The 26,260-nt window shown below is 31.1% G+C and carries 14 protein-coding genes and 1 other RNA gene; 9 read left to right on the plus strand and 6 right to left on the minus strand.

What is annotated here, in order from left to right:
- Window positions 1–492: a tRNA (cytidine(34)-2'-O)-methyltransferase gene (locus D2833_RS01805; protein WP_011113559.1), complete on the minus strand. Its 492-nt coding sequence runs from the start codon at window positions 490–492 to the stop codon at window positions 1–3.
- 87 nt (window positions 493–579) lie between these two features.
- Between D2833_RS01805 and ileS the strand changes: the two genes are divergently transcribed.
- The 7 genes from ileS (at window position 580) to D2833_RS01840 (ending at window position 19,653) form a co-directional block, all read left to right on the plus strand.
- Window positions 580–3,273 carry an isoleucine--tRNA ligase gene (ileS, locus tag D2833_RS01810; RefSeq protein WP_011113560.1) on the plus strand — a complete coding sequence of 898 codons (2,694 nt, stop codon included), beginning with the start codon at window positions 580–582 and terminating at the stop codon, window positions 3,271–3,273.
- Window positions 3,274–3,786 carry a flavodoxin domain-containing protein gene (locus D2833_RS01815; RefSeq protein WP_011113561.1) on the plus strand — a complete coding sequence of 171 codons (513 nt, stop codon included), beginning with the start codon at window positions 3,274–3,276 and terminating at the stop codon, window positions 3,784–3,786.
- A 155-nt stretch (window positions 3,787–3,941) separates the two neighbouring features.
- Window positions 3,942–6,506 (plus strand): fibronectin-binding protein, encoded by a 2,565-nt coding sequence (locus D2833_RS01820; RefSeq protein ID WP_027333194.1) that lies wholly within the window; start codon window positions 3,942–3,944, stop codon window positions 6,504–6,506.
- 13 nt (window positions 6,507–6,519) lie between these two features.
- The gene (hmw2, locus tag D2833_RS01825; RefSeq protein WP_011113563.1) at window positions 6,520–12,315 is read left to right on the plus strand and encodes a terminal organelle tip protein HMW2; all 5,796 of its coding nucleotides are present in this window, start codon (window positions 6,520–6,522) and stop codon (window positions 12,313–12,315) included.
- A gap of 2 nt (window positions 12,316–12,317) precedes the next feature.
- Complete coding sequence (locus tag D2833_RS01830; protein ID WP_027333193.1) at window positions 12,318–15,479, plus strand: hypothetical protein; 3,162 nt, start codon at window positions 12,318–12,320, stop codon at window positions 15,477–15,479.
- Window positions 15,480–15,488: 9 nt separating this feature from the next.
- Window positions 15,489–16,715: a hypothetical protein gene (locus D2833_RS01835; RefSeq protein WP_014574658.1), complete on the plus strand. Its 1,227-nt coding sequence runs from the start codon at window positions 15,489–15,491 to the stop codon at window positions 16,713–16,715.
- 13 nt (window positions 16,716–16,728) lie between these two features.
- On the plus strand, window positions 16,729–19,653 hold the full coding sequence (locus D2833_RS01840) for a hypothetical protein (RefSeq protein ID WP_011113566.1): 2,925 nt from the start codon (window positions 16,729–16,731) through the stop codon (window positions 19,651–19,653).
- A gap of 124 nt (window positions 19,654–19,777) precedes the next feature.
- Here the strand turns inward: D2833_RS01840 and D2833_RS01845 are convergent, their stop codons facing one another.
- From D2833_RS01845 to D2833_RS01865, 5 genes are all read right to left on the minus strand, one after another.
- Window positions 19,778–20,398 (minus strand): hypothetical protein, encoded by a 621-nt coding sequence (locus D2833_RS01845; RefSeq protein WP_027333192.1) that lies wholly within the window; start codon window positions 20,396–20,398, stop codon window positions 19,778–19,780.
- 9 nt (window positions 20,399–20,407) lie between these two features.
- Window positions 20,408–20,698: a hypothetical protein gene (locus D2833_RS01850; protein WP_011113568.1), complete on the minus strand. Its 291-nt coding sequence runs from the start codon at window positions 20,696–20,698 to the stop codon at window positions 20,408–20,410.
- 356 nt (window positions 20,699–21,054) lie between these two features.
- On the minus strand, window positions 21,055–21,819 hold the full coding sequence (locus tag D2833_RS01855) for a hypothetical protein (protein WP_027333191.1): 765 nt from the start codon (window positions 21,817–21,819) through the stop codon (window positions 21,055–21,057).
- Window positions 21,820–22,157: 338 nt separating this feature from the next.
- Window positions 22,158–23,369 carry an arginine deiminase gene (locus D2833_RS01860; RefSeq protein ID WP_011113570.1) on the minus strand — a complete coding sequence of 404 codons (1,212 nt, stop codon included), beginning with the start codon at window positions 23,367–23,369 and terminating at the stop codon, window positions 22,158–22,160.
- A 39-nt stretch (window positions 23,370–23,408) separates the two neighbouring features.
- On the minus strand, window positions 23,409–24,395 hold the full coding sequence (locus D2833_RS01865; protein ID WP_011113571.1) for an NAD(P)/FAD-dependent oxidoreductase: 987 nt from the start codon (window positions 24,393–24,395) through the stop codon (window positions 23,409–23,411).
- Between the two features lie 62 nt (window positions 24,396–24,457).
- On the opposite strand from D2833_RS01865, the gene D2833_RS01870 reads away from it, so the two are divergent.
- Window positions 24,458–26,149, plus strand: a complete 1,692-nt coding sequence (locus tag D2833_RS01870; RefSeq protein WP_231992504.1) for a coiled-coil domain-containing protein — start codon at window positions 24,458–24,460, stop codon at window positions 26,147–26,149.
- A 17-nt stretch (window positions 26,150–26,166) separates the two neighbouring features.
- Window positions 26,167–26,254: signal recognition particle sRNA small type (ffs, locus tag D2833_RS01875), an RNA gene on the plus strand.
- Window positions 26,255–26,260 lie beyond the last annotated feature (6 nt).

The raw sequence follows: 26,260 nt of genomic DNA on the forward strand, positions 1-26,260 counted from the left end.
TTATTTAACGTTTTTAAATTGATTTTGCCGACTTAATTCATATAAAGCACAGATCACGCTGTTAGCTAGATTAAAACTTCTGATCGCATTGTGCATCGGAATTTTTACTAAATTATCCTGATATTTGTTTAATAATTGATCAGGCAAGCCATTAGTTTCTTGACCAAAAACTAAATAAATTCTTTGATCATGATCCAAATATTCTTTAAAATCAATATTTGATAAATAATTATTAGCTTTTTTAGTAAATAAAAATAAATTCTCATCAATCTGATTTTGTTTAATAAAGTCGTCAAAATCAGCATATTGTTTTAAATTAAGATGATCCCAATAATCTAAACCAGCTCGCTTAAATCGTTCATCTGTAATAAAAAAACCAAATGGATGGATCAGATGTAAAGTCGCATTAAAACCAACACAACTTCTTGCGATGTTGCCAGCGTTTCTTGGGTCTTGTGGTCGGTATAAAACAACATTAATTTTTGATGACATGACGATATAATTTTAACTATTAAAATTTATTAAATTTAAAATAATAGCGCTTTTTACTTTTAACAAGAAAAGAAATTAATCCTGGTTATGAATAAAAATTATAAAGATACATTATTGATGCCTTCAACTGACTTTGAAATGAAGGCTAATTTAGCAACTAAAGAAAGTAAGATCCAACAAAAGTGGTTAGATGATCAGATCTACCAATTACGATTAGAAAAAAATCAAAATAACGAACAAAAGATCTTACACGATGGACCACCTTATGCTAATGGTGATATTCACGTTGGTCACACGATGAACAAGATCTTAAAAGACGTGATTGTTCGTAGATGATTAATGCAAGGATATTACAGTCCATTTATCTTAGGATGAGACACACACGGTTTACCGATTGAACATGCTGTCCAATCAAAACTAGGACAAAAAGAATTTTTCAAACTATCAGTGCTTGAACGAATTGAAGTTTGTCGTGATTTTGCTTTTAACCAGGTGCAAAAACAAAAAGAACAATTCTCAAGTCTTGGATTAGTAACGGATTTTAAAGTTTGTTATCACACATATGACAAACAATATGAAATTGATCAATTAAAGGTGTTTGCCAAAATGATCAACGAAGGATTGGTATACCAAGATTACAAACCAATCTATTGATCTTGATCATCTAAATCAGTTTTATCAGATGCTGAGATCGAATATAAAGAAACTAAAAGTCCAAGTATTTATGTAACTTTTAAAACTTTAGATAATGAAGTAATTGGTAAGGATGTTAATCTAGTAATTTGGACAACAACACCTTGAACCTTACCGTCAAATTTAGCAATTTCAGTTCATCCCGAACTTGAATACACATTGTTCGAAGTTAATGGTCAAAAATATTTAGTTGGTTCCAATTTATACGAACAATTAATTGCTAAATTTAATTTTGAAAATCCTAAAGTGATTCAAAAACTTAAGGGAAGTTCACTAGATAAGATTAAGTACCAACACTGTTTATATGATCAAATTACAGGGATTGTTGTTTTAGGTGAACACGTTAGTGATTCTGATGGGACAGGTTTAGTTCATACTGCTCCAGGATTTGGTCTTGAAGACTTTATCGTATGTAAAAAATATGGAATTGATGCTTACGTACCAATTAATGATGAAGGTTGTTTTGATCAAACTGTTCACGATCCCGAACTAGTTGGTGTTTTTTATGATGATGCTAATAAGTTAATTGCGCAAAAACTAGAAGCAAGAAACTGTTTATTATCATTAAATTTCATTAACCACCAAGCAGCACACGATTGAAGAACAAAAAAACCAGTGATCTACCGTGCCACAAAACAATGGTTTATTAATATTAAGTCAATTAAGAATCAATTAGTTGAGAATATTAATACGGTTAAATATCCAAATGAACGTTATGCTAAAAGAATGTTAAGTATGGTAGCAGAACGTTCAGACTGATGTATCTCACGTCAAAGAACTTGAGGATTACCAATTCCAATTATCTTTGATGAAAATCACGAACCAATTCTTGATAAGGAATTGATCGACAACACATTAAGAATTATGGAAGCTGAAGGGATAAAAGCTTGATATGAACATGATGCTAAGTACTTCTTAACTAATAAATACGATCCAAGAAAAACTTATTATAAAGAATCAGATATTCTTGATGTTTGGTTTGATTCTGGTACTTCGTTTAATGTTTTAAAAGAAAACGGTATTAAAGATAAAGCAACGATTTACTTTGAAGGTAGTGACCAGTATCGAGGTTGATTCAACTCAAGTATGATCTGTGCTACAGTTCTTAATAAAACTGCACCATATAAAGAATTAATCTCTCATGGTTTCACTCTTGATGAAAAGGGTATGAAGATGTCTAAATCTCAAGGGAATGTGATTAGTCCTTTAACGATTATTAAGAACAAAGGTGCTGATATCTTAAGACTGTGAGCAGCTTCAATTGATTATTCAAACGATCACAGAATTGGTAATCACATCATTGAACAAAATAGTGAAATTTACCGTAAAATTCGTAATAGTTTATTTAGATATATCTTAGGAAATCTTAATGATTTTGATTTCAAACCATTAGATCAATACCAACTAAGTTTAGCTGATTTACTAACAATTAATCATGTTAACAAATCATTTAAAAAGATCGATCAAGCTTACTTAAATTATGACTATCTAGAGATCACTAAAGAAGTTAATCAGATGGTAGTAGAACTATCAGCTTGATACTTTGAACTAATTAAAGATAGCTTATACTGTAATGATGAAAACGATCCAACTAGAAAAGCAATTCAAGCTACTTTAAACTACATTTTCATTAACTCATTATTCAGAATTGCCCCAATTTTAGTACATACAGCTGAAGAAGCTTATTCACATTACCAAGCTACAAATAAAGAAAAATCAGTTTATCTAATTGATCCACCAGCATTATTTGAAATAAAAACTGATTTAGATCTTGATCAATTAGCTACTGAATTCAGTAAACTAAAAGATGATGTTTATGCTGAAATTGAAAAGCTAAGAAAAGATAAAGTGTTAGCTAAATCAAATGAAGCTGTAGTATATTTATCTAAACAATATTTAGATATCAATAAACACTTAGTTAAACAACTAAAAACATGATTAAATGTTGCTGAAGTACATTTCACAAAAAATGATCAAATTACCGTAGAAAAAACAGATTTTTCTAAATGTTTAAGATGTTGAAATTACTTCAAAGAATTAAGTAAAAACAATAACGAAGTTTGTCAGCGTTGTAGCGAATTAGTTTAGATGAAAAAGATCGTAATTGTTTATGGCACTAATCTTGGCACGACTGAATTAATTGCCAAAAAGATTGAAGCTGAGATCAAATACCCAACAACACTTATTGATGTAACTAAGACAAATGTTGATTTTATTAACGAGTTTGATGTAATCATCTTTGGAACATCAACATGAGGAACTGGTGATATCTTAGACGTTTGATTAGAATTTGATTTCAAACGTCTAGAAGTTGAGAATAAAACGTTCTTATTGTTTGGTTGTGGTGATTGTCAAACTTATCCTTACACCTTTTGTGATGGAATGGGCAGACTGTTTGAGATCTTAAATCGCAAAAAAGCAACTATTATAGGTGCAACTGAGATCAAAGAATATGAGTATGATTTCGAAGAGTCAAGAGCACTTTATAAAAACAAAGTCGTAGGACTGATGATCGATCAGGATTCTCAACCAGAAAAAACCGATTTTAGAATCAAAAAATGAACGACTTGGATCAACGAAAAGTTAAGTACAATATTATAATTTTTATTCTTTTTATTTAGCAAATATCAAACTTTAATTTGTTATAATATTTTATGATAATGGACACAATTCTGATTTTTCATTATTTCAGAAGGTTTTACCATATATCTAAAATATTATTTTTATTACACTAAAATTGCAATTGGCAAATTATAATGGATAACAATCAAAACAATTTTAATCAACCTGGACAACAAGGATTTGATCAATACCAACAACAATCAGGAGCATTAGTATCTTATGGATATGATGCTAATGGTAATCCAGTGAGTGATCCTTCATTAGCAGTATATGATGCTAATGGAATGTTAATTAATCAAAACCAGTACGATCAAAATCAACAACAAGAATACGACCAATATGGCAATCCTGTTGGGATGTTGTCAGGTAATGTTTATTCACAAGAAAACGATCCTTATTACCAACAATACAACCAACAACAAAATCAGGGTTATGAACAACAATACGATGAGTATGGTAACCCAATTGGTTTATTACCTGGTAGTGAAAATCAACAAAATAACCAACAACAATACGATCAGTATGGTAATCCGATCGGTATGCTTCCAGGTGGAACAAACGATCAAGCGTATGATCCAAACCAAATGCAATATGACCAGTACGGTAATCCAGTAGGAATGTTAGCTGGTGTTAATGCTAATGATCAAGGTTATGATTACAACCAAATGCAATATGATGAATACGGTAACCCTGTTGGAATGTTACCTGGTGGTAATGCAAATGATCAAGGTTATGACTACAACCAAATGCAATATGATGAATATGGTAATCCACCAGCATTGTATGATAACAATCAACAAGACTATTATGGATATGATCAAAATCAGCAATACGATCAAGCTAATAACCAACTTGCTGTTGTTGATGAAAACTATGAACAAGAACAACAAGTTGAATCAAATGAAGAACCAGCACACGAACAAGATTTAAGAGAGTTCTTAAATAACAATAGTGATACTGAATTAGTTTCTTATTATGAAGAAGAAGAGGATGAAAAGAAGCCTCGTAATAAGAAGAAGCAACGTCAAACTGCTCAAGCTAGAGGATTATTACCTGAACTTGCCACAGTTAACCAACCTGACCAAACCCCAATCACACCTCATCTAGAAGCACCAGTTCATTATGATGAGAATGAAGAACTATCAACTGATGATCTAAGTGATGATATTAATCTAGATCAAAATCAAGCAGTTCATCACGATGCAGAAGATGATGTGATTAATATTCCAATTGAAGATATTGAATCTGCTTTATTACCTAAATTTGAAGAGATTCAAAGACATAACCTGGAAGAGATCCAAAAGGTTAAGTTAGAAGCTGCGGAGAACTTTAAAGTGTTACAACGTGCCAACGAAGAGCTAAAATCTAGTAATAACGAATTAAAAACAACAAACCAACAACTAAAGACATCTAATGAAGCGTTAGAAGATTCTAATAAGCGTATTGAAAGTCAATTACAAGCATTATTAGATAGTATTAACGACATTAAATCTAAAAATAACCAACCAAGTCAAGAAGAAGTTGATTCTAGATCTAAATTAGAACAACGTTTAGAAGAATTAGCTTACAAACTAGACCAAACTAAAGAGATTATTGACGAAACTAGTGAAAGCTCAAGAGAAAGTTTCCAACAATCAAAAGATCAGTTAATTGAAAACTTTGAAAAGAAGATCGAACTATTAACTGAAAAGTTAAACCAAACTCAAGAACCATTCAATCAAAGTCAAGAAGCAAAACAACAACAAGATAAAGAATTTGCTCAAAAGATTGAACGAATTATCGAACAAACTAAAGAAGCTAATGATTCATTACAAAACCGCGTAAAAGAATCATCACTTGATATGGAAAGCAAACTTGAAAACAAGTTTGAATCATTTGCTGATAAATTAACTGAGATTACAAGTAAAAAGATCAGTGAAAAGATGACTGAACAACAAGCAAGTAAAAAAGAAGAGATCGACAGCTTGCAAAGTTCATTCCAAAAAGCGTTATCAGAAGTTGTCTCTAAGGTGGAGAACTACGCTAACCAATCACAACTACAATCTCAACATTTAAACCAAACATTGTCTTATCACCAACAACAAATTAATAACTCACTAAGACAATCTGCACAGATGGCACAAATGGCTCAGATGCAACACATGATGCCACAACAGATGTTAATGGGAATGAACAACCCTTATGGCTTTAATCATCACACAATGATGCCTCCTGTTCATCAGTACCAACAACTACCGCCTCCACCACCTGTTCAAGCTCCAGCTCAACAATTATTACCAACAATCAATAATCCGTTACAGCTGCCAAATGAAAACCCAACATTGTTTGAGAAACTAATGTTGGCTAATATGTTTAAACAAACAATTAACCCACCTCAACCTCAACCTCAAGCATTACCACAACCTCATCCTCAACCACAACAATTACCACCACAAATCTTGGCATTACCTCCTACAGTAGTACAACAACCAAACTACTTAGTACCACAACCTCCAAGACAACCTGACTATTACAGTAATCGTTTAAACGAACGAATGATGTTAGATGATGCTTATAATGCTGGTTATGATGAAGCAGTATACGAATTAGAAAACCAATACTATCCTCCAGCTTATGAATACCCAGAATATGAAGAAATTCAACCTTCATTCCGCAGACGCGGTGGTAGAGCAAAATTCGACCCTTACAATAACCGTTAATAATTAGCAAAAGTTGCAAAAAGACTACATGAAACTACATTCTAATTCTGACTTTGATGCTGATCAATTAGATGAACATGATGACAATGTCTTTCAAGATGTTTATGACACTGGATTTGACGATGGCTACATCAAAGCAAATCAAGAAAATTTAATTGCTAATCAGTATAAAAAACTCGATAAAAATAGTTATCAAAACGGTAACAATAGTTTTTATACTAAAGATGAATTAGAAAAGCTCAAAAAGCAAAGTTTCCAAGTTAATCAAGATATTGATTATTACCAACAAGCTCAAACTGAAATCAGTAGTGAACGCCAAAGATTATTACAAGCAATCGATGATCTTGAAGCTAACCAAGATCAGTTTCATCCTGAAGATTTTCAAGCTGAACGCCAATATCTAATCAACGAATTAGATCGTTTAGATAGTGAACTTTATCATATTGAACAGTATAAGAACGATTCAATTGATTTTGTTAATGAACTAAATCAACGATTAAGTGCTGAACAAGCTAAGATCGATTCATATAATAGTAGTCTTGATAAGAATATTCGTAAAGATTATATTCAGATCGATCAACTTAAAAATAAGTTGGCAGAAGAAACGACCGAATATAATGATCTACTAAACCGTTCAACTGATGAAATCTCAGAGATCGATCGTCAGTCAGAACGATTGCAAAATCTAATTGATGAAAGAATCGCAAAACTGAATAACGATTCTTATGGTGTTAGTTCACTAGATAGTTCAACCCGTGAACGACTAAAAAAAGAGATTCACGATCTATCTGAACAACGTAAGAAATTACAAAGTGCTAAGAAATTACACTTATACAATTTAAATCTTAAAAAAGAATCGATTAGAAGATATCGTTCACAGTTAGAACAATATCTAGAATCACTAAAACAGATGCGTAACGAGCATAACAAGAAGTTAAAGGGTTATGCTCAAAATTTAGACAACATCAAAAATGAGGTTGAAAAAGCCAAGCAAAATTTCAATGATCAACAGCTAAAGATCTTACAATCAAAAGCGAATGCTGATCAATATTTTGCACTACGTAAGATCGAGTTAGAAAACTCATATAAGAAAGCTAAGAATGCGATCTTAGAAGCAAATAAAGCTCATGCTAAAAACGTTCAAGAAGAACAAGCACTTGCAAATAAAAACAATAAGACCCAACGATTATTAAACAAACTAAAAGAAGATTATGATCGTTTAAAGATTGCAAGTTTATCTTTTGAATCGATGCGCAAGCAATCGCTTGCAGCCCTAAATAACCTTCAAGATGAACTAAAACAAAAACATAACCTACTTGAACGTAAAAAACACGAACAAGACGGGATCGTTAATGAAAAGATTAGTGAACTTGAGGGTTATCGTTCTGATTTAGTTGATCAAAAACTAAAGATCGAACGTGAAAAAGAAAACCAAGAGCGAAGATATAAAGCTGCTGAAGCTTCACTAAATAAGAAGCGTCAAGAGATCGATGAACTATTTCTAGAAGCAAACACGAAATTAAATGAAGCTTCACTAAAAGAGAACGATCTTAATAATCAAAAGCGCGAGATCTTAGCTAAATTAAGAAATCTTGAACACTTAAAGAGCGAGATCGATCAACGCCGTAGAGATCTTGATCAACGTGAGTTAATTGACCAACAAACGATCAGAAAGATCCAATTAGATGTTGAATCTGAACGTGCTGATTTACAACGGATTTTGCTAATCGAACGTAAGAAAAACGATGAGCGTCAACAAGAGTTGTTACAGTATGAACGTGATATCAAGCGTCAACAAACTGACTTTGAAAACACAGTTAACTGGGAGCAAAAAAAGCTTTCTCAACGTGAAAAAGAACTAAAAGACGGTTATGAGCAGTTGCAATTAAAGCAATCTGAAGTTCAAGAAAAGATCGATGAACTGAATGAAGAGATTAACCGGGCGCAAAAAAGTAAGCAAAACAGTTTAGTTCTTGAACAAAAACTAAAAAGCGATCTTGAGCACTTAAATCTATCTAAGAACTACTTAGATAAACAACAAGAAGAATTAAATCAAAAATCAGATAAGATGATTGAAGATTTAAAAGTTTTTGAACGTGATTTAAAACGCCAAAAAGAAGATCTTTCAATCTATGAGAAGAGCTTACAACAAAAAGAAGCTTCATTAATTAATTTCCAAAACGATGTAACCGTTCAAAAAAATGAAGCCTATCATAAAGCCCAAGCAATTCACCAAGAATTAGAGCTGAAAAAAGCTGCAATTGAAAATGAATTGAGAAAATTAACAGCTGAACGTAAAGCGGTTGATGCTGATAAAGAAGAAAACACAAAATTAAAGAAATTCATCGATGAAGAGATTAGATCATTAGCTAATGAAAGAAAAGAGTTAGAGATCTATCAGAACAACATTGAAAACTTCAAAAATAACGCTGTTGATCGACTAAACGTTTTAGAATCAGATTTAGTAAAAAAACGTAATGAATTAGAACAACTTAAAAAAGAACAACAAACTCATTACAATGAACTAAACTCAAATCTAACCAACGAGTTACAAGAACTAGAAGAGCAAAAAAAGAAGTTTGCTCACCAAAAACAACAAAAATTTGAAGAGTTATTACAAGCTAAAAATAACTTAAGCATTAAAGAAAACGAACTAGTTTTATATGCTCAAAAAGTTAATGATCGTTACAACGAATTAAAAGCGATCGAAAAGAGTAATACGGCTAAAAGTGAGATGATCAATGCTAAACTTGAAGAGTTTAAGCATGCTGAGATCGATTATCTTAACTACCAAAACAAGATCAAACAAGAACAGATCAAGTTTGATAACCAAGTTAAGATCTTAGAATCACAATACAATCAACGTAATGAGATCTTATTAATTCGCGAAGAGCAAATTAAGCAAAAGAAAGCTGAACAACAAGCTCAAGAAAAACAGATCCAAAAAGATTTCAAACGACTTCAAGAAGAAAAAAATAATTTTGACGATCAAAAACGTAATAAGTTTAATAAGATCTCAAACCTTTATTTAGAGATTAAAAAACAACGTGATGAAGTTGATTTAGCTCAACGTCAGATCGAAGATCAAAAAGAAGAGTTACTCATCAAAGCACGTGAAGGGCGTTTACAAAAACAAGAGATCGAAGATCGTCTTGCTGTTTTAGAAAAAAGTGAAAAACGCTTCAGACAAGAAGATGAACTATTAGCAAAAAAACGAATCGATCTAATCGAACGGATCGGTGTTTTAAAAGCTGATATTAATAAAAAACACGAGATCTTATCATTACGTTCAGTACAGTTAACTGAAAAAGCTAAAAAACAACAAGAAAAAGATGCTGATCTACAACGTAAGTTTGATCTTTTAGAATCTGAAGTTGAACGGTTCAACGAAGAGAAGAAATCTGAGTTCCAAAAATTAAAGGTTGAGCGTGATAAATTAGCTCACCGCGAAAAAAATGTCAGTAAGAATATGAACGAGATCAATTTAGCATTAGCTAAATTAGATTTAATTCGTAAAAATAATAAGGTTGATAAAGCTAAGATCAATGAGAAATTAGCATTATTAAACGATCAAAAAGAAAAGATCGATCGTGAAAACGACCTTTTAGATGCTAAGAAAACTGAAGTAATCACCCGTCTAAGAAAGATGGAAAACGACCTTGAGTTTGAAAAACAAAAGGTTTTATTAGATCGTTCAAATATCGAACGCATCAGCTCAGATCAACAAGCGCTTGCTAGAGAACTGGAAACTAAATACCAAACTCTAGAACGCGAAAAACGCAGTTTTTCTCAACGTAAGGAAAATGAACTAAAAGAGATCGATGATTTCTACCAACAAGTTCAACATAAAGAACGAACCTTAAACTTGAAGATTGAAGATCTAAAACAACTACGTTACTTACTTGAAAAAGAAAGTTACAACGTTAATGTTAATAAAAAAGATCTAAAGGTTCGGATCGAACATTACCAACGTTTAGAACGAGCGATCAAAAACGAACAGCACAAACTAAACAACCAAAAGAATAACTTTTTTAATAAAGTTGAACTTTTAAACGATCAACTAAATAAGAAATCTTCTAAGATCGCGCTATTACGTTCAAAGATTTATAATACCTACAAACAACAACAACAACAAAAACAGATCCTTCTAGAAGAAAAACATAAAAATAGTCAATTACGTAAGTCATTACTAAAAACACAAGAAGAACTACACCAACAAAAAGCGCAATTTAGTATTGCTAAAAAACAAGAAGAAAAGAAACTAAAAAACCAGAAGGATTTAATCCAAAATACCCTTTCAGAAGTAATTAAACAAAAAGATCAGATTACAAATATTAAGCAAGAAGTTGATCTTAAACAAACGCAACTAAATAACTTAGAAAAACTGATCATTAAACAACGCGCTGATCTTCAAAAAGAACTTGAAAAGAATTCAGAAAACACGTACAGATTACAAAAAGCCGAGCGGTTATTGGAAGAGAAGAAAACCAAGCTGCGATTAGAATATGATAAGGCTAAAAAAGTCTTATCAACAGCTAAAGCTACAGATCAAGCGCTCAAAACTAAACAAGCAAAAGTTCAAGATCAATTTAAAAAATTGGTATTAATCAACAAAAAGATTATTGAAGCTAGAAATAACCTCTTAAAACAAAGAAATATTATTCAAAAAGAAATTAACAATCGCAATATGGCAAACTTCCAAAATCCTTACCCAAATTTTTTAAATCTCGCTCCTAATACTCAAGTAGTGCCAGCTCAAACGATAATGCCAGTTCAAACCCCACAACTTGTTGGTGTTAATTATCCAAATCAACCAGCTTTTGATTTCAACAACCCATTGATGCAGATGCAACAATTAATTAATCAACAACAGATGTTGATGATGCAAAAAGAACATCAATGAGCTTTAGAAGAAGCTAACAAGAAGAACTCGCGATTAGCTAAGCAATTAAAACAACTAAAACACCACAAGCAAGCACTAACTGAAAGCACTTCAGAACATTTGAATTATCACAACCTACTAAACGCTGATAACTCTTATAAGATTAATTCACTACAAAACCTATTAAGTAAAGTTGCTTACAACACAAAAAGACGCATCAACCAATTAGAACACAACCTAGATCCAGAAACAGCTGATCTAAACCAATTACATGAACTGAATGCTAACTCACAACTATTAGATGAGATTAGAACAGTTTTAAGTAATACAACAACTAACACAAACGCAGTAGTACCAGCTAATTCTTATTCAAAAGAATTAAGAATGTTATTTGACGAGATCAAAGCTGATTTTAAAAAACAAGCAGTTTTATTCAACACCCAAAAAGAAGTTTTCACTAACCAGATCAACCAACTTGCTCAAGCAGTTGAACAAGGACCAATTGAAGTAAGAAAAACCCTAGAATCACAAGATCAGAAATATCAACAGATGTTTGATAATTTTAGGGATGCTTATGAACAAAATATCAGTTTATTAAGAAATGAAAATAATGAAGTGCAAAAGAAATTAACTGATCTGTATGATGAGATTGCTGCAATTAAAACTAATACTGAAAAGATTAAAAAAACCACACTAAGACCAGAAGTGCGAAATAATGCCAATGAAGGTTTAGCTAGCTTTAATTCAGTAAATAGAGATAAGAAAGATTATCTTGATCAAACTTTACCAGTTCACCAAAACTTAAGAATTGATTTAAACCAAAATCGTGATCTATCACATGCTAAGAAAGAACGTATCAACCAATTAGCTAATGAGATTAAAACGATTAAAGAACTAATTGAGAAGAGAAAACAAACTAGCTTATAAAGATGAACAATAAAGATCAATTCAATTCGTTATTAGAAGCAAATAAACCAAGAATTAACCGACCTGAAATCATCAAAAAAGACGAAAAAGCAGCTTTTAATTCTAAGTTTAAGCACAGCTATAAAGCTCCAGAAGTTAACTATCGAATCAATTATCAAGTTCCTTATACTAGTGAAGATGAAGCTCAAGATGATGCGATCATTGCGATCTTAACTAAGCAATTAGAAGATTTAAAAGCTGAACTGTTAAGTGATCTGAATGACCGTCAGCAAACTTTAGCTCAACAAGAGCTACTAAATGATGATTCAATGATCATCAAAGAACAACTAAACTTCTTAGCAAACTTATACAAGAGCTTTTATCATAACGATTTTGAACTTACTAATCTTGAACAGTTAGTGGCAAATAACGATCTTGTTGAATTAAAAAAACAATCTTATGCACTAAATAAAACTTGATCTAAAGCACAGATTGTCTTTGAAGAGATCAATAAGTATTCAACAGTGATTACTAATGAGATTAGTAAAGTTGATCTTAAACCTTGATCATTAACTTTTAATGATCAAGAATTCAGTTCAGCTAATCAATTATTAACTTATCTATTTGATCTTAAAGTTGAAGCTAAAGCAAAATTAGTTAGTCTTGAACAAGCAATTGATTTTATTAACGTTCAGATCGACAGTTTAATTAAAACTATTAATAAAGAGCAAGTGACTAAACCAAGAACTGAAACACCAACAGTTCAAGGTTTAACTAAAGAAGATTTAGATGATCTAAATTTAAATCTGAAATTTGATCTAAGTTCGATTGATAAGAACGATTTAGAACTACTAAAAGCACAATTAGCTAATGATAATCACAAGATCACTAAAACTGATCTAGAACAGTTACGTGAAGAATTAAGGGTTGATATTAATAAGATCAATCAACAAGATCTAATTAATAAACAAGATCTAGAACTCTTAAAACAATCAGTAATTAAGACCCAATTAGAACTAATTGAAGTTAACCAAAAACAACTTAACGAACTGCGTCAAGAACACCAAGCGCAACTTGAATTAGCAAAAAATTCCCAACAATATATCGTTGATCAGTTGGCAGCTGCAATTATTAAACAAGAAAAGATCAATGTTTTAAGACAGTTACGGCCAATTAATCTAACTGAGATGACGATCCCTTCTACTGAAGTAGTTGTTCAACCTGCAACTGAATTTAAGCATGTTGATCAACCTAAAGAAGAAGTTAAGCATCTTGATCAGTCTCAAGAAAAAGTTGAACAGCTTCAACCAAACGTTTTAGTCGTTAGTGAACAAGCTGTTGTTGATCAACCTGTGATCTTAACTAAAGAGATCGATCAACTAAACCCTTTAACCCAAACTAATATTAAGATCAAACCCCAAGAAAAGATCATCCCACAGATCATTGATCAAGAGTTGATTAGTGATGAAGTTATCTTAAATCAACCGATTAACGATCTGAACAATCTACTAAAAGATATCCAAGTAGAAAACCAAAAATTTGATCAAATTAAAAAACTGATCAAAGACCAAACGATTGAACTATCTGATATTGATTCTAGTTATGTTTTACAAGAACCAGTTAGTGTTGACTTACCAAAACAAGAATTAATAAAAGAACACACTCAACCTAAAACTAATTTAGCTAATTTAAAATCAAACAATTATCAACAAGTTGTTCAACTTAACACCCCGACAACTTTTAAAGGGATTAAGGTTGATGAACTAAAACCAGAGATTCTTAGTCCAAATCTAATTATTGATCAACGTTCAGTTCTTTTAAATGATCAACTACACGATGATAAGATCGATCAATTAAAACAAAAATACCAAGAAGATAAGAAATTACTAGAATTAAGACAAGAAGAATCAAACGCGCAAATCCAAGTCTTAAATGCCCAAATTGATCTTTTAAGAAAACAACTAGTTAAAAATCAAGAACTAAACCAATCTGAGATTATCAAAAAAACTAGTGAGTTTAAAGACGTTTTACAAACACAAAAAGTCGCTTATGAATCGATCTTAAACCAATACAAACAACAATATGAAAACGAGTTGGTTAACAGTAAAAACGAATTAATTTGTTTGATCAATGAAAAGATCCAAGCTAAAACAAACGAATTCTTAAAGAGTGATGATCAAGAAAGTGATTTTGTTCAGATCAGAGATACTTATCTAAAAGTTTTAAACGAACAACAAAAAGAATACGATAAACAGATCAAACAAAAACAAAGTGAGATTATAGCTAAATTAAACGAACAAAAAGATCAGTTGGATGATATTATCCGATTAAAGAACTTGGAATGAAACCAATACCAAGAGATCTTAATTAATAAGAATAATAAAGCATTAGCTGAACTTGAAAAACAAAAACAACGTTATCAAACTCTAAGTCAAGCTGACCAATCAAAGGTTAATTTAATTAATGAACAGATTCAACAACTAAAAGCTGAACAAGTTCAAAACCAATCAATTATTGATCAGTACAACGATAGTAAAGAACAATTAATCGATCAGATTAATAATACCTACAATCATGAAAGCATTAATCTGATTACTGATCAGATCACTAATAAGATCTCAGAGAAGTTTAATGAAGAGTTAGCTAGAATCAAAGAAACGACATATAACTATTATCCTGATCTAACAGCTTATTATGATTATTATCCATCATACGAACAGTTTGATGAAGGTTATGTTGATGAAAACGGGATGTATTATGAACCTGTTGATGTTGAATTAGATCCAAGAGTTCTAGATCAGTTTAACTATGATTATGAATTATATGATCAAGTAGATGATCAACCAGTTCGAGTTGAATACGAACCTCAACAAGAAGAAGAACAACCAATGATCAGCAACGATGATCAAGATGATTTTGAATCATTAAATCATTACAACACTGAAGATGTTGTGATCATCAACGATAAGATTAAAGAACAACTAGCTAATGATCAATCACTAAAGATTAGAAAACCTGGTGGTTGATTTGCTAAGAAGATCTATCTTAGTCAGATTGGTGAAAAAGAAAAGATCCCTCAAAAGATGAGTGGACGTAGGGGTGTTTTTAAACGCGTAAATAAGGGCAGATTAACAAAAGAAGAGATCAAAAAATACGCCAATAAGATCATAAACTCAAATAAGTAGTCAATTAATATGCAATTCATTCACTCAGAACAGATTAAAACCTGAATCAGTCAAAATTTAACGACCAACTACACGCGTGGGTTCTTTGTTGATGTTTTGTTTTCAGTAAAAAAGACGAAAAAAGTATCAGTAATCTCTGGGTTAGATTACTCTGGTCAAACAGAGATTATCAGTGAGATCTACAGTCGGTTTCAAGCTTTAGATCGCCTAAATGATCTTTATTTAGTTGATCTTAGTTCAGTTTATGTTCATGAAGAAACTAAGATCGATGATTTCTTAGATAAGATTCAAACGATTGATAATGCGTTTGTCATTATCAATAATATGAACCAACAAGAAGGGACAAGAATTTGGTTTAAGCAGATCGCTAAATTAGCTAAAAAACAAAATATCACCTTCTATCTATTCGTTAATAATTCAGGGATCTTATATGATAAGATCATTGAGCATTACAACTTTAATCATTTTTATCTTAAGCCATTTAAGTTTAGTGAATACTTAATCACCAAAGAAAAGTTTAGTAATCTTGATTTTGTTGATTATTATGAATATTTAAATTCATACAGTCCGATCTTAGCTAGATTTAGTGATAAATCTGATGCACAGATCTTATTCTTTAATCAGATTGTCAATCTATTCCGACATGATGTTTATGAGTTGTTTAGTAAGAAATTTTCGATTAAAACTTGTATGGCGTTATTAAATATCGTGGTTTATGCCAAGATCCCTTGTTTTAATCTAAATTACTTATCAAAAGAGCTTGAGATCGATTTTGAAGAACTGTTAGAGATCATTCGCATCTTAGATAAAGCTAAGATCTTAAAGATGATTAGAGTGATTGAAAGTGATCTATCTAAAAAACGCGAACCACTTTATTTCTTAGTTTTCTATCATCCAATTAATTATGTGATCTTTGAACATAACGAACATTCGATCTCTGAGATGATGAATAACACTAAGGTGTTATTATCAGCTTTTATTAGTGCAACTAATTTCCAAGATCAGATCGAGATCGTTTATGATTATCATGTTTCTTGAACAGAGCAGATCGCTTTAATTGACAAACATAAGAAAAGGGGCTATATTTTAGGTATCAATCATCATGAAGTAGGCCCGATCTTTAATGCACTTAGTTGAAAATACCAATATCGCGTCAATTATTTAAATCAGAATGATTTAGTTAATCTGATTGCGAATTGGGAACTCAAAAACTTCAAGAAGTATCAAATTTTATAATGTATAAACAGTTATGGCTAGAACTAAAAAAAATAAATCAGAAACTAAAACCACTAAAAAACGTGGTAGAAAAGCTCGTATCGAACAAGAGCTTGAACAACCAATCCAAGATTATGGACCTAAACTATTAAACGTTAAGGTGCAAAGTGAATTAGATCAAGAAGATGATCTAGATTTTAGTCATAAATCAATCGTTAATGATGAAAACGAGATCTTTTCTGGTGAGATCAAAACAAATAGAAGCCAATTAAAAAACAAATACTTTGATACTGTTCTTGATGAAGAAGATCTCTTACAAAGAGAGTTTGATGAGATCAAAGAAAAATCAAAAAAACGCTTAATCTCAAAGAAAGCTAAAGAAACTGATCAAACAGCACAAGCAATTAAACAATCAATTAATAAACGGTTTGATGATTTCTTTGATGAAACTGAAAAATCACTAATCACCAACACGATCTATGATGGTGATTATCATGAAAATGAATTAGCTGATCAAGATCTAATTGAAAAAGCCCATGACTTTGAAAATGCTAGTGTTTTAATCGATGAGATTATTAACAGTTCATTAAGTCAAGAAGAAAAAAAACAAGAAGAAGTTTATGATAGTTTAGCAGAGATTACCAACTTAAATGAAGCTGAACTAACCGAATTAGAAAATCTTGATCTAAACAAGTTAGATTTTGATCATAATCAAGAACAAAAACCAACAACTGATCAACATGTTTATCAAGCGATTGCGATCGATGAAGCAACGCTTAAACATGAGATTTATGAACCTGATGTTTTATTAAATATCGAACAACCGATCGAAATTAATCAAGAATTAAGTATTCCCATTGAGATTAAACAAGATTTAGATTTAGATCGAATTAAATCTGAAGAAGTAGTTATTGATAATGCTTTAATTAATGCGATTACAAGCCCAATTCAAGTTGAAGTAGCTGAAATCACTGATCTTGCTATCGAAGTTGAAGCTCAAATTCCCAAGATCAGTCCTGAAACGATCCAAGAAGAGATCATTGATATTAAAGTTCATGATCTAACTAAAGATCAAGTCATAAAAGATAAACTAAAATCTTCTTATCAAGCAACTAGTGAAGTTGTTGATTATGCTGTTGATGAAAAACAAACTAATGATGAGATTATCAAAGTAAATGATACTACTGATAAACTATCAGTTCAATCAAATCTTAATGATGAGAATATCAGATATGAAGTTCAACAAGAAGAAAACACTAAACCAAAAGAAGTTCATATCGATGTTGATCAACTAAATATTAAGTTAAATAAAGAATTAAAAAAATTAGCCAAACCAAAAAAACCACTTGATCAACTTGAAGAGATCCCAGCAGTGATCAAACAAGATAAATACGTAAAACAAGAAGTAGAAAATATTCCTACTAATGATTATCGAATCAAAAAACCCCTGGATCAACTTCAACAGATCCCAGCAATCATCAAACAAGTTAATTTTGCAAAACAAGAAGTAAAAAAACTTTCTATTAAAAAACCACTTGATCAACTTGAAGAGATTCCTGCAGTAATCAAACAAGATAAATACGTAAAACAAGAAGTAGAAAATATCCCTACTAATGATCACCGTAATTTTGATTCATTAAAAGCACCATTAGACCAATTAAAAAAGATCCCTGTAGTTTTAAATAAAGTTGATCTTGCTACACCAAAAGCTAAATTAAGTCAGTTAGCTGAACTTGCAAGTTCAACAACTGATAAAGTTGAAAAACAACAAGTTAATTCAGTTGTTGATCTAACTGAAGTTCAAAAACTAGTTGATCAACTTGAAGAGTTAGTTAAACAAAATCAACAACTATTAGAAGAAAAAGAACCACAAACCACTCAAAGTAATGATCAAGTAGATTTACTTGAAAATTTAATTAATGAGTTCGATTACGAATTAGAACAACTTGAAGAACTAAATAAAAACTTTAATACTAACGAATTTGATCAAGATTCAAAAACTACTGATATTATTGTTGAAGATTTAGCTACAACTGAAATTGAATTTAAACCTGATTATCAAGCATTAACTTCAGAATTATTAGATGACACAATCCACCCAATCAAACATTATGATTCTGGTTGAAAACCTCAAGAAATTGATGTTAAGTATAACTATTCAGAATTTGATTTTAATGATTATCACAAGATCCTTGATCAGCAGACTGAATTCAAAATGTTTTGTAAAAAAGCGATTGATTATTCAAGTGCGCCAATGATCAAGATGGCTGATGAACAATCACAAAATCAAGATGATCTAATCGAATTAGATTATGATGAAACAACTAATTCAACAGATCAAATCGAGTTAACTGATAATGTTGCTGATATTGAAGTTTCTGATTGAGAAACAATTGAAAACCACCCAATGATTGATTTCCAATCATTAATCAACAAACATTCAGAACAATCAAAATACTATCTAGAAGATAAAAGTTCAACGACTGAATTGGTTGAACAACTTGATGAAACTGATCAAACCCAAGAAACTGACTTTAATTTTGAAGGTTTAGATGAAGATATTACGCGTTTAATCATCGAGCAAAAAGAAAATATTAAACACCGTTTAATCTCTCAAGGTGAATATAATCCTGAGAATCTAGCTAAAGAATTAAACCAAAGATTAAAAGAAGAAACGAGAAAGATCGTTGTTAAAAATATTAACAACGAATACACAAATATCAACGAGATTAATAAGTTTAAAAAACCATTAGTTTCAGTAGAGATAAAACCAGTTCATCCGTTTGCAACTAAAAGTCTAAAAGATCGTTTAATTGCTTCGCAAAAAATTGAAGCAAAAACTGTTTCTAAAAAAGTTGCTACAAAATCAATCCTTAACGACCTTAAAGGATATCAATTCAAAGGTGCTAATCTGATCTTCAAAAAATCTGAACCAAAGAAATTAACAAACAATAAATAAAAATAAGAAATAATCAGACTATCTGCCTGATTATTTAGAGTTGGTCGTTTTGACTGAATTATCTTGATTAATAGCTAAACACTTAAAAAATACGAGTTAAAAAAAATAAAAACGGTTTGCTTAGTTAATGATCAAAAAGCTTTAAATACTTGTTGTGAAGCTCTAATGTTGGAATTTTCGTATCAGGTTCATTGTAGTTTTTATAGATATTAGTCCAATTGTTCAGATACTTAAATCCCCCATCGCGGTTTCGGTATTGACCAAAGATTGAGTTATCAACTGCTTCAGCATACCCTAGTGGTGGCTTTGTAGTATTTTGCTTATAAATGTTATAAAAATCTTCGATAGCCGATGAGATTGAATCTCCAGCAACATTTGCAGCGATCCCAAGTTTTCATAAGCTAGTACCAAGTTTAGGGCTTTTTGTTTTGGCTTTTTTTGATGATTTAATTTCAGCTGTGACAGATTTTAAATCGTCAACATTACCTCCAGCAAACGCAAAATTTGATAAACCAAAACCTAAATCATCATCGATTCCTCCAAGTATTTGCTTTAATGTGCTTGAATTAAGATCAGGATCAGTTTTAACTTTTCTAGTTCTTGTTTTCTTAGTGGTTATCTTCATATCCACTTTAGCTTCATTAGCCAATGGAATAACACCAGAAAGTTCTTCACTAGTTGTTTTTATTGATCTTCTTGTAGTAGTTTTCTTACTATTAGTAGTTGATGATGCTTTTTTGGGCATAGTTAATTATTAAAATCCTGCATAGATTGCTGAAGCATAAGGGCTTAAGAATGAATAACGCGCTCTTGAGCTTGCAAAGCTTGAACTAACAGGCCTTTGCTGGGTTTGATTGGTCACCTCAACAAAATAACCATTGGAATCAGGTTGGTTTTTAATATCGTTGACGATATTACTTATACTAACTGCTGTTTTACTAATCGAGCCTAGAAACATCTGACTAATAAGTGTTCCAGTAGCTAATGCGTTAGCAAAAAACCCACCGTGAACTTTGTTCTTATCACTTGTAGTTAATTTCTTCATTTTCTCCTCCGTTAAAGCTATGTCTTTTTATCTTAAAAAGAAGAAAATAATTTTAAAATTTCTTAGGTTTTTAAAACAGATAACTAACTCTGAATTTATCTTGGAACTAATTTCTCTATTAAAAATAAAAGATGAGCTTTTTTATTCTAAGTAAACTGGGACACAAAATATGGACAATCTCAATTTTGTCTTGAGTGTAATCTCCATTAGTACAGGTCACTCAAGCAATATCCTCTCATTGAGAATATTTTTTAACACCTTTATTTTTATTTATAGTTTTTAATTTTTCTCAAAAACAAAAAAAGAGCCATCTTTCCATTATGGTTAGATGGCGTATTTATTTTACTCAATTCTTGTTAGTCGTTTCTCACTAATTCAACGATATAATTGTAACGTGGATTTAAAACGTAAACTTTATCGTACTCCTCTCCATCTCTTGCATATTTATTTATTGAATAAGCAAATAGTTGTGCTCTGTCTTCAAGAGAAATAGAAGCGTCTTTTTTAGTTTTGAAATCAATTAAACAATTGTTAATCAGTAAATCGGAATCACCTTTAATCACCAGCTTGTTTTTGTATAAAACATGACCTGCTGGGTGAAAATCAATAGATGTAATGGTAGGAAATTTCGAGTAAATCAGTTTTAGAGCTATATCAGATAATATTCTCGCCTTATTAATTATTAAATTTTTATGCTCTTTGATTTCCTCTGTATAACCCATACCAGATCTATAAATAATATCTGGTTCATATAAATAAAAGGCTAGATCTTCATCGCTCAAATTTTTGTATTTTTGTTTCTTAACATCATCAAAAAATTTAAGTTCTTCTAAATCAACATTCAAGTTTCTGGCAAGTTTGATTTTTGTAAGATATTCACTCACTCCACCACAAATAGCTGGATGTTCTTCTTTTCGCACATCAATGTAATTTTCTTTAAACATTTTACCCTTTACAACTAGAGCATTACTCTTGTAGAACTCTTCCAACCCAGTATCTTTTAGTTTTGGGTTTTTTAAATAATGAGTTACAGCTCAGCCAAAAAATATTGTTTTACTTAAATTCATGAGTAAATTTTCATATTCCTTATATAAATCTGACATTTTTTGTTTATTTTGCATTTTTATTCCTTTCTAATATTCACTTAATTCTTTAAAAGTTCGATAATCTCAGGAGTGATTTAACAAATATTGAACTCCTTTAATTACTAAGGCCATAAAGTCTCTTGTATCTTTAACCAATCCCTTTGTAAATTTCTTCTCACTTAAATCTTCTCTAATATCTTAAAAAAGTATTTTTTATATTTTACTTAACTTTTTAAATGCTTCATAAATTACTTCTCTATGAAAATAATGTGCGATTGCATTAACTTTTTTCTTAAAAAAAAAGCATATTTGATAAACTAGGGCACGAAAAATTGATTTGTCAATTTTTCGTGCCCTAGTTTAAAGCTCACCTTTTATTTTTTAATCGGATCTCGGTATAGCGGCATACTCATACAACGCGCACTCCCCATCCCCAATGATAATTGGTCACCATTCCAACTGATAACTTTAACACCAGCATCTCTTAGCGCTTGGTTAGTCTTATAATTGCGATCATAACCAACAACAACACCTGGTTGGATCACTAAAAAGTTAGTCGCATCAAAGTTGGTTTCAACATCGATCTCAATTTGGGTTGAATCTTCACCAGCAACCGGAATTAAAGTCGCTTTTTTACCAATAACCATTGATAAAAACCCTTCTAGTGATTCATTTAACTCTCTTCAAATTAAAGTTGGATGTATCAGATCGATCTCTCAGATCTTTAATACTCCCATCATATTAGGTGAGTATAAGAACTTATCATAATCTAGCATCGTTAATCAAGTATCTAAATGCATTAAATTACTCATCTTAGGGACATTAATTGCATAGATCTTTTCAAAGCTAGTTTCATCATTTTGCCTTAATTTTTCAGCTAATGACTGAATTGCTTTTTTCTCAGTTCGTTCTGAAACACCGATCACTAAGGTCTTATCATCATAAACAAATAGATCTCCACCCTCGATACTGTATTTATCTTCTCTTGAATAGTATTTAGGTGCATTTTTATATTCTGGATGGTGGGAGAAGATAAAATCAGCAAAGATCGTTTCGCGTTTTCTTGTTGGATGAAACATTGAGTGTAAGGTGATTCCCTTACCAATACTAGCAAACGGATCTCTTGTAAAATACAGATTGGGCATTGGATCTGCTACTAATTCAACTTCAGATTGTATCCCCACTTCTTTAGCTAAGATCCCAGACATCATCTTGCGAATCATAACTTGTGGGTTGGTTGCTAAACTTTTTAGATAATCATAAACCTTAAGACGATTAATCTCAGATAAAACCGGAAGACATTCATCTAACCAACGGTTGATGAACTCTTCTTGGATCTTGCTATTTACTGCTTGAAATGTCTGTGCTGTTAAAGTTGATAATTGCACGCATTCAACATCATGATCTTCTAATAACTTAATGAAAGTTTCATGTTCTTGTCTAGCTTTGATCGGGTTAAGTAAAGAACTAAATAAGAGTTCATCCAATCTTTGTGGGGTAACATAATCTAATTCTTTACCTGGAGTGTGAACTAAAACTTTTCTTAGTTTGCCAATTTCACTATAAACTCTGATCTTATTAAACATAAACTTTCTTCTTAATTATTATTGTGCTAAACCAAATCCTTATTCTTTAAGCAAGTAATCAGTTGCTCTAAGATAAGGGTTGATCGTATCATTGATATGTTTGATTGCTACTGTTGCTTCATACATACCTGATAAGATCAGATTAGGCCGTTTACTAAAATTACTAGCTAAACCGATTGCATAGATATTAGGATCTGAGGTTTGGTGGTGATGGTTGATCACAAAATTATTATTTAAATCTTGTTCTAGATGATCAAAACACTCAAGTGATTTTAATGGTTTTAAACCATATTGAACGATCAGATAATCAAAGTTTAATTGGGTTGATTCACCGCTTTGATTATCTTTAAAACTAATCTTATTATCTTTGATCAGTTCGATCGTTTGATCAAGATATTGGTTAATTGGTTTTTTATTAATTAGATCAACCAATGCTTGAGCTGCACGGTATTTGTGGTTGCGGTGGATGATTGATAGTGATTTAGCGATCTTTAGATCGGCTAGTTGATTTATCAATTCAACAGCACTATCACCCCCACCTAGAAAACATAGATCCTTATTTTGGTATTGAGTTAGATCGTTAATCTTATAATGAATACAATCAAGGTTTTGATCTTGGATTAGTTCGTCCTTTAATTTAATTGGTTCAAACCCACCATTACCAGTGGCTAAAATAATTTTTTTAGCTTTAACGTGTTGGTTATCTGATAACTTTAGTTCAAAAAGTTGTTGATCATCTAAATAGTTTTGTTCTTGAATTGTCGTATTATGTAAATAAGTTATTAACCCTTGAGTAATGTAGGGTTTTTGTTGTTGGTACAACTGATCAACAAAATCCTTAGCTAAGATCCCATTAGCGGTGGGAAAATCGTAGATCTTTTTAAAGGGATAAACGTGTGCTGGTTGACCACCAATTCGGTCGGTCATCTCGATAACTAAAGAGCTTAACCCCTTCATAGCACCATAACTAGCACAGTAAATTCCGCTAGTTCCAGCCCCTAAAACAATTAGGTCATATATATTCATTTATTTTTAAATATAATATAATAATTTAGATATTTATATTTTATATAAAATTTTAGTTTTTGATGTCTAATACTGATAAAGTTTTTAGTTTTGATGAAAGTTCAAAAGAACAAATTCTTCAAGATTTTGATAATTACAAAGCTGAATATTGTACCAGCACATTTTTAGCACAACACCCACAAGCTTCTGAGTATGATTTACGCGACTTTTTAGAAAGTGCAAAAAGAAGCTATCTTCGAGCTAAACGCAATCATATGTCAGATGAATTATGATTAGAACATCTACATAAATTCATTAAGAGCTACAAGCTAGTGGCGCCATTACAAAGAGAATTAGATAAGTTGATTCTAAATAAAGACTTTACCAATCTAGAACTAGAAAAAGCTGAATTAGCTAAACAAAAAGCTGAACTAGAAAAAGAACGGATCGCTTTTTTAAACGAACAAAATGAGTTTATTCAAAATGGGAAATCAAAACATTTTGATCATATTGTTACTGCATCAGAATACGAAGCAACAAAGAAAGAATTAGAACTAAAATACTATAAAGAGATCGAAGCGATCAAAAACAAACATCAAGAAGAATTAGTCAAAAACCAAGAAGAAACTAAGAAGATCTTTGATGAAGAAATCAATAACATCAAAGATTTTTATGATCGTAAACTAGAAAAGGTTTCAAGCTATTACAACAAACTAAAAGAGAAGTTAGCTGAACTTAAAGAAGATAATAATAAGTTAATTAGTGAGATCTATGAGCGTGATTTGGTTAGTGAAAATCAGCTTGCACTAAGAACTAAAGATTATTATGAAGAGATAGAAAAAGTTAGAAAGATCTTAAGAAACTACGAAGTTTTATCTTTTGAATTAAAAACTAAGATCAAAGAAAAAGATTATCTACTTAACCAATTAAAAAATAAACTAAAACACAAAGACGATGAATTTAAGAAATTCATTAAAGATCAACCTGAGATCGTTAACCAACTAATTAATGATGGGATTAAACAAGGTGTTAAGGTTAAGTTTAATCAGTTAGAAACTAAATTAAAAGAACAAGTTAAACAGTATGAAGATACTGTTGGTCGTACTTATGAAAAACATAAGAACGAAGTTGATAAGATCTTAATTGCCAATGAAACCAAGGTTGAAGTGATGAAAAACGCTTTAATCCAAGCTGAAGAAACAGCTAAATTGACAACTAATGAGCTTGAACGAATTAAGTCTGAGTATGATCTAGTGATCTATACTAACCGCGAACTTAATGAAGCAATTAAAGTCGAACAAGAAAGAGCTAAAGAGTTAGCAGCTAAAGTTGAGATGCTTACAGCTGAAAACAAAGATCTAGATAAATTAAATAATTTATTAGTAAAAAAATACAACGATAATGATCATTTATTATCTGTGTCAAAATCAATCTCAGAACAACTAGATAAGATTAATGCTTCACAACTATCACTACAAAAGGTTTTACAAACTAGTGATGATGATAAAACCAACCAAAAGATCATCGATCTAAATAAAGCGATCGATCAAGTTAATGCAACTTACAAACGTTCTAAAGCATTAAAAAACGAACCGATTGAATTACCTAAAACAACCCCAACTAAAGGTAAGATCATTGAATACATCGATGAGGATGAAGGTTTAGATTCACAATGAGCTAGACAGTTCTCTGAAGCCACTAAGAGAATTAAAGAAAAGAAGCTTAATAAGAAAAAGAAAGCACTATTAGATAAAGAAATTAGTGAATTTAAATAATCGTTATATTAAAATAATCTAGCCATTACAACAATTAACACGAACCATGTCAGGTCAGAAATGAAGCAGCATTAAGTATCTTAATTGTGTGTAATGGCTTTTTTATTTATT

The organism is Mycoplasmoides gallisepticum (assembly GCF_900476085.1).
GTDB lineage: Bacteria > Bacillota_I > Bacilli_A > Mycoplasmatales > Mycoplasmoidaceae > Mycoplasmoides > Mycoplasmoides gallisepticum.